This is a genomic window from Achromobacter sp., assembly GCF_057314935.1.
The window spans coordinates 73,219-78,930 of the sequence record NZ_DBHKZA010000023.1 but is presented as its reverse complement, the minus strand read 5'-3'; the positions used below and the strand labels follow the sequence as shown (position 1 = coordinate 78,930).

General features: G+C 63.2%; 4 protein-coding genes and 1 tRNA gene. 2 read left to right on the top strand and 3 right to left on the bottom strand.

Features of this window, described 5'->3' with window-relative positions; genetic code table 11:
- The 3 genes from ACO6D5_RS11245 to ACO6D5_RS11235 all read right to left on the bottom strand — a co-directional run.
- Nucleotides 1–235, bottom strand: a 235-nt coding sequence (locus ACO6D5_RS11245; RefSeq protein WP_485825417.1) for a type II toxin-antitoxin system Y4mF family antitoxin, incomplete at its 3' end; no start/stop codon positions are given.
- 246 nt (nucleotides 236–481) lie between these two features.
- A complete protein-coding gene (htpG, locus tag ACO6D5_RS11240) occupies nucleotides 482–2,380 on the bottom strand; it encodes a molecular chaperone HtpG (RefSeq protein WP_485825416.1) in 1,899 nt (632 codons plus the stop codon).
- A gap of 123 nt (nucleotides 2,381–2,503) precedes the next feature.
- The gene (locus ACO6D5_RS11235; RefSeq protein ID WP_485825418.1) at nucleotides 2,504–3,901 is read right to left on the bottom strand and encodes a DKNYY domain-containing protein; all 1,398 of its coding nucleotides are present in this window, start codon (nucleotides 3,899–3,901) and stop codon (nucleotides 2,504–2,506) included.
- A gap of 169 nt (nucleotides 3,902–4,070) precedes the next feature.
- Between ACO6D5_RS11235 and ACO6D5_RS11230 the strand changes: the two genes are divergently transcribed.
- Both ACO6D5_RS11230 and ACO6D5_RS11225 read left to right on the top strand, forming a co-directional pair.
- Nucleotides 4,071–5,459 carry a uracil-xanthine permease family protein gene (locus ACO6D5_RS11230; RefSeq protein WP_280026660.1) on the top strand — a complete coding sequence of 463 codons (1,389 nt, stop codon included), beginning with the start codon at nucleotides 4,071–4,073 and terminating at the stop codon, nucleotides 5,457–5,459.
- 163 nt (nucleotides 5,460–5,622) lie between these two features.
- Nucleotides 5,623–5,707: transfer RNA gene (locus ACO6D5_RS11225), tRNA-Leu, on the top strand.
- Nucleotides 5,708–5,712: the final 5 nt, after the last annotated feature.

Here is a 5,712-nt window from a genome sequence, read left to right as displayed (position 1 = left end):
GCACTTCAAGACCCAGCAGATCCAGCATGTCCAACACCTTCTGCAATTGCAGGGTGGGTTTGCCCCGTTCCAGATCCACCACAAAACGGTTGCCCGTGCCTGACAGGCCGGCCAGGTCGGTCTGCAGCAAACCTTGCGAACGCCTCACGGCCTTCACCAGTTCGCCTAACTCGACCGAAGAGTGGACCGCGACGGGCATCGCCGGGATGCCATCAGATGCATCTTGCGGGGGCATGGGATTCTCCTGAATTACCGTTCGGTAAGTTTACGATGCTTTCAGGGGGAAAAACCAACATTCATTACCGATCGGGAAGTTATTTCGCTTCATCGACCAATTTCGAAGAAATATTCCCGAACGGGAAGATTTCATCAAATCGCCGCCTCAAGGCGCGATAAATTACCGATCGGGAATGTTTTATCTCCCCCGCCAACAAAAAGGGCGCCCTCACAGGCGCCCTCTTCTCTTCACTCCGCTTGCCGCTTACTTCAGCAGCAGCGCGTTCAAGCGTTTCACGAAGGCGGCCGGGTCCGCGATTTGCGCGCCTTCAGCCAGCAAGGCCTGATCCAGCAACAGACGCGCCCATTGGTCGAACTCGCTGTCTTCCGCTGCGCGGATGCGCGCCAGCAGCGGATGTTCCGGGTTGATTTCCAGCACCGGCTTCACGTTCGGCGCTTCCTGGCCGGCGGCCTTCAGCATGCGCAGCAGGTGCGGGCTGAGTTCATTCTGGCCCACCACCACGCACGCCGGCGAATCCACCAGACGCAAGGTCACGCGCACTTCCTTGACCTGCTCTTCCAGCGTCTTCTGCAGGCGCTCGACCAGCGGCTTGAAGTCTTCAGCCACTTCGGCCTGGTGCTTCTTCTCTTCTTCGTCAGCCAGTTCGGCCAGGTCCAGGCCGCCCTTGGCCACCGACACCAGCGACTTGCCGTCGAATTCGCGCAGGTAGGACAGCATCCATTCGTCCACGCGGTCCGACAGCAGCAGCACTTCGATGCCCTTCTTGCGGAAGATCTCCAGATGCGGGCTGTTGCTGGCCGCGGCGAACGTATCCGCCGTCACGTAGTAGATCTTGTCCTGGCCTTCCTTCATGCGCGACACGTAGTCGGCGAACGACACCGTCTGCGCCTGGTCACCCGAATGCGTGGACGCAAAGCGCATCAGCTTGGCGATGCGTTCCAGATTGGCCGAGTCCTCGCCCGCGCCTTCCTTCAACACCTGGCCGAACTCCGACCAGAACGTGGCGTAGTCTTCCGGCTTGTTCTCGGCCAGGTCTTCCAGCAGCGACAGGATGCGCTTGGCCGACCCTTCGCGGATCGCACGCACATCGCGGCTTTCCTGCAGGATTTCACGCGACACATTCAGCGGCAGGTCGGCCGAATCGATCACGCCGCGCACGAAACGCAGGTACGACGGCAGCAGCTGGTCGGCGTCGTCCATGATGAACACGCGCTTCACGTACAGCTTCACGCCATGGCGGCCGTCGCGGTCCCACATGTCCATCGGCGCGTGCTTGGGCACATACAGCAGCTGCGTGTATTCGCTGCGGCCTTCCACGCGGTTGTGCGTCCAGGCCAACGGGTCGTCGTAGTCGTGCGACACCGTCTTGTAGAACTCGCGGTACTGCTCCTCCGAAACGTCCGACTTGCTGCGGGCCCACAGCGCATTGGCCTGGTTCACCGTTTCCAGTTCGTCGGTCTTGACCTGTTCGCCCTTTTCTTGATCCCACTCTTCCTTGGCCATGCGGATAGGCAAGGAAATGTGGTCCGAGTAGCGGCGAAGGATCTCGCGCAGCTTCCAGCCGTTCAAGAGCTCGTCTTCGTCAGCGCGCAGATGCAGCGTCACGTCCGTGCCGCGCGAGGCCTTCTCGGCGGCGGCAATGGTGAATTCGCCCTGGCCGTCCGATTCCCACTGGATCGCGTCCGTGGCGCCGGCGCGGCGGCTGACCACCGTGACCTTGTCCGCCACGATGAACGACGAATAAAAGCCCACGCCGAACTGGCCGATCAGCTGCGCATCCTTCTGCTTGTCGCCCGTCAGCTGGGAAAAGAATTCCCGCGTGCCGGAGCGCGCGATCGTGCCCAGGTTCGCCACGGCCTCTTCACGCGACAGGCCGATCCCGTTATCCGAGATCGTGATCGTGCGGGCGGCCTTGTCGTAGCTGACGGTAATGGCCAGTTCGCCATTGCCTTCCAGCAGCTCGGGCTGGTCGATGGCTTCAAAGCGCAGCTTGTCGCACGCGTCCGATGCGTTCGACACCAGCTCGCGCAGGAAGATTTCCTTGTTGCTGTACAGCGAATGGATCATCAGGTGCAGCAGTTGCTTCACCTCGGCCTGGAACCCCAGGGTTTCGGACGTGGAAGACGTGGCGGTTTGGCTCATAGTTTTACGGGAAGGTCGAAAAAATTAGGGACAAATAACAATGCGGATTCCGGGGCGGCAAGGCTGCGCGGCATCCCGGAAACCCTACTGTTGTGGGGGCTATCGGGCACTTTTCAAGACGGGTCAGAACCACGACAAGAATCCCCGGTACCTGACCTTCGCCTCCAGCACGTCGTCGCTGGCCGGCGCCGCCAGCTTTCCGGCCCGGATCAGTTTGCGGATATCGTCCATCTTGATATCGAAGGTCTGTTGCGAGCGCAGCAGGAAATCCGTCGTTTCGCGATCCATGATCCGATAAATGGGGCTGAAGACCAACTGGCTGCTGCCCGTCTGGTCCAGGTAATAGCGCTGGTCGCCGTTCTGCCAGACTGAACCGAACTGGTGATAAACGTCGCCCAGTTTTTTCCATTCCCCGCCCGGCGCGTCCTTCAGGCGCTTGATCAGCGTAGAACGGGAAATCAGCCCGCCGCCGCCCCGGGACGAACTCCAGGATTCCGACCCCTTCAAGAACAGCACCTGCTTGCCGTCCGAGAACACGAAGGGCGACAGCGCCGTAAATCCGCCAGACGCAAACGGATCGTCGCCCGCCCGTTCCATCCGCCGCTTTTGGACGTTATAGAAGTAAATGCCGTCACGGCCGGCAAACAGCGCCTGTTTCACATGCTGCCCGCCCTCGCTCAACAGCCGGTACGGCGCGTGCGCCGCATCAAAGGCGTGGGTGCCCACGTACACCATGCCGTCGCGCGGGTCATATAGATAGGGCTCGCGATCCAGTTCCCCCACCTTGAACGCACGCAGCCCGGGATCGTCCGACAGAGGCAGCAACGCTTCATGGAAATAGACCCGGCGTCCGTCGCCAAAGAAATCGTCGCTTAGCAGCTGCCTGCCGTCTCGGGATGCCGGCAACCGCCGGAACGTGTCTGGGTTTGCCTGCGGGACTTCGCTGCCGCGGTAGAAAACCTTTACCCCGTCGGTCGCCAGGTCACGGTCCAACAATGCCCGGTACGGCTGCGCGCTGGCGGGCAGTGCTTCGAAGGGATACCGATAATTCTGCGGTTTCGCGCCGCGTCCCATCCCGAAGAGAATCGTCTGCCAGACCTCTTGGACCGGGCTTAAGTCAGGGTTCACCACCGAGAACAGCGAGCAGTAATAGGTCGTCGACCCATCCCCGAAATAGCTGTTGCCCAGATATCGCGTGGTCGTCGGAGACATGCCCGGCAGGATTCGGTTGCCGCAATACACGTGACGGGCGTCTCTTGCGGCTTGGCGGCCGTCGTAGACCGGCGTGTCGAACGGCTTGAAGCTTGCCGGGTCCGCCTCGTCCATCCGGTAATAGCCGTTGCTGGGCACGGCGGCGTAGACCACGCCCTGATAACGCTTGTAGATACTGGCCCGATACGATTCGCCCTTATCGGCCGCGGCGTACGGATCGTCGTCCAGCACGAATATCAGCAGGGACATCGGCAAACCGGCGATGACCAAAGCCAAAACAATCCCGATCCATCTCGTGCGTTTCTGCATCAAACTCCGGCCCCGCGGGCCCTCGGCGACATTCGGTTGGCGGCCCGGAATTCTATCAAGCAGGCCCGCCCGCACGCGGGGCCGATCCCTCCCCCCGGGCGGCTCGGGGCCTTCCCCGCTAAAATCCCGCACTTTCCCCTCCTACCCCCCACCTGGCCGGCCCTCCGCCATGCAACCCGCCTCCCTCTCCCAACCCGCCCCCCATAGCGCCACCGACGACGCGCCCAGCCACGACCTGGTCTACGGCCCCGACGATCGCCCCGCGCCTCCCGTCGCCTTCGTCGCCGCGCTTCAGCACCTGCTGGCCATCCTGGTCCCCATCGTCACGCCGGGCCTCTTGATCTGCCAGGCGCTGGGCGTCAGCAGCCGCGACACCACCCTGATCGTGTCCATGTCGCTGGTTATCTCCGGCATCGCCACCTACGTCCAGTGCAAGCGCTTCGGCCCGCTGGGCGCGGGCCTGCTCATCGTGCAGGGCACCAGCTTCAACTTCGTCGGACCGCTGATCGCGGGCGGCTCGGTCATGGTCAAGCAAGGCACCCCGGTCGAAGCCGTCATGGCCGCGATCTTCGGCGTCGTCATCGCCGGCTCGTTCGTCGAGATGGGCATCAGCCGCATCCTGCCCTTCGTCAAACGCCTGATCACCCCGCTGGTCACCGGCATCGTCGTGCTGCTGATCGGCCTGACGCTGATCAAGGTCGGCCTGATCAGCATGGGCGGCGGCTTCGGCGCCATGGCCAACGGCACCTTCGCCAGCGCGGAAAACCTGACCCTGTCGGGCCTGGTGCTGGGCACCATCATCCTGCTGAACCGCGTGCCGGTCGTCTGGATCCGCAGCACCGCGCTCGTCCTGGCGCTGGCCGTCGGCTACATCGCCGCCGCCTCCATGGGCCGCCTGGACTTCACCGGCGCCCGCGAGGCCGCGCTCTTCCAGATCCCCGTGCCGCTGCATTTCGGCCTGGGCTTCTCGTGGGCGCTGTTCGTGCCGATGCTGATCATCTACCTGGTCACGTCCCTGGAAGCCATCGGCGACGTCACCGCCACCAGCAAGGTGTCCAAGCAGCCCGTCGAAGGCCCGCTTTGGATGCAGCGCATCAAGGGCGGTGTGCTCGTCAACGGCGCGAATTCGCTGCTGGCCGGCGTGTTCAACACCTTCCCCAGCTCGGTCTTCGCGCAGAACAACGGCGTGATCCAGCTGACCGGCATCGCCAGCCGCCACGTCGGCGTCTGGATCGCCGGCATGCTGATCCTGCTGGGCCTGTTCCCGGGCGTGGCGGGCGTGCTGCAAGCCGTGCCGGAACCCGTCCTGGGCGGCGCCGCCATGGTCATGTTCGGCGCCGTGGCCGCCTCCGGCATCAACATCCTGGCCGGCATCCACCTGGACCGCCGCGCCCTGCTGATCATCGCCGTATCCCTGGCTCTGGGTCTGGGCGTGTCGCAAGTGCCGGAAATCCTGTCGCACTTGCCGCATGCCGTCAAAAGCGTGCTGGAATCCGGCGTGGCCACGGGCGGCATCTGCGCCCTGGTGATGAACTGGTTCCTGCCCGAAAAGAAGTAAGTTTTGGAAGGGGCCGATCCGGGTTGCCGCCTGCCGGCAGCGCCCGAATCGGCCCCGTCGGACGGCCCTGATTCCGGGCCGCCTGACAATTTACGAAAGTCCGCATATAATCGCTGTCTTCGTTCTCCCGCAGCCGTCATCTGGACGTGTTCGCGACCCCCTTGCCCGGGTGGTGAAATTGGTAGACGCAGGGGACTCAAAATCCCCCGCCGCAAGGCGTGCCGGTTCGATTCCGGCCCCGGGCACCATCAAA

Excerpts from the sequence above, each read along its gene's own strand:
- ACO6D5_RS11230 (WP_280026660.1), top strand. The coding sequence starts at position 4,071 with ATGCAACCCGCCTCCCTCTCCCAACCCGCCCCCCATAGCGCCACCGAC.
- htpG (WP_485825416.1), bottom strand. The coding sequence starts at position 2,380 with ATGAGCCAAACCGCCACGTCTTCCACGTCCGAAACCCTGGGGTTCCAG.
- ACO6D5_RS11235 (WP_485825418.1), bottom strand. The coding sequence starts at position 3,901 with ATGCAGAAACGCACGAGATGGATCGGGATTGTTTTGGCTTTGGTCATC.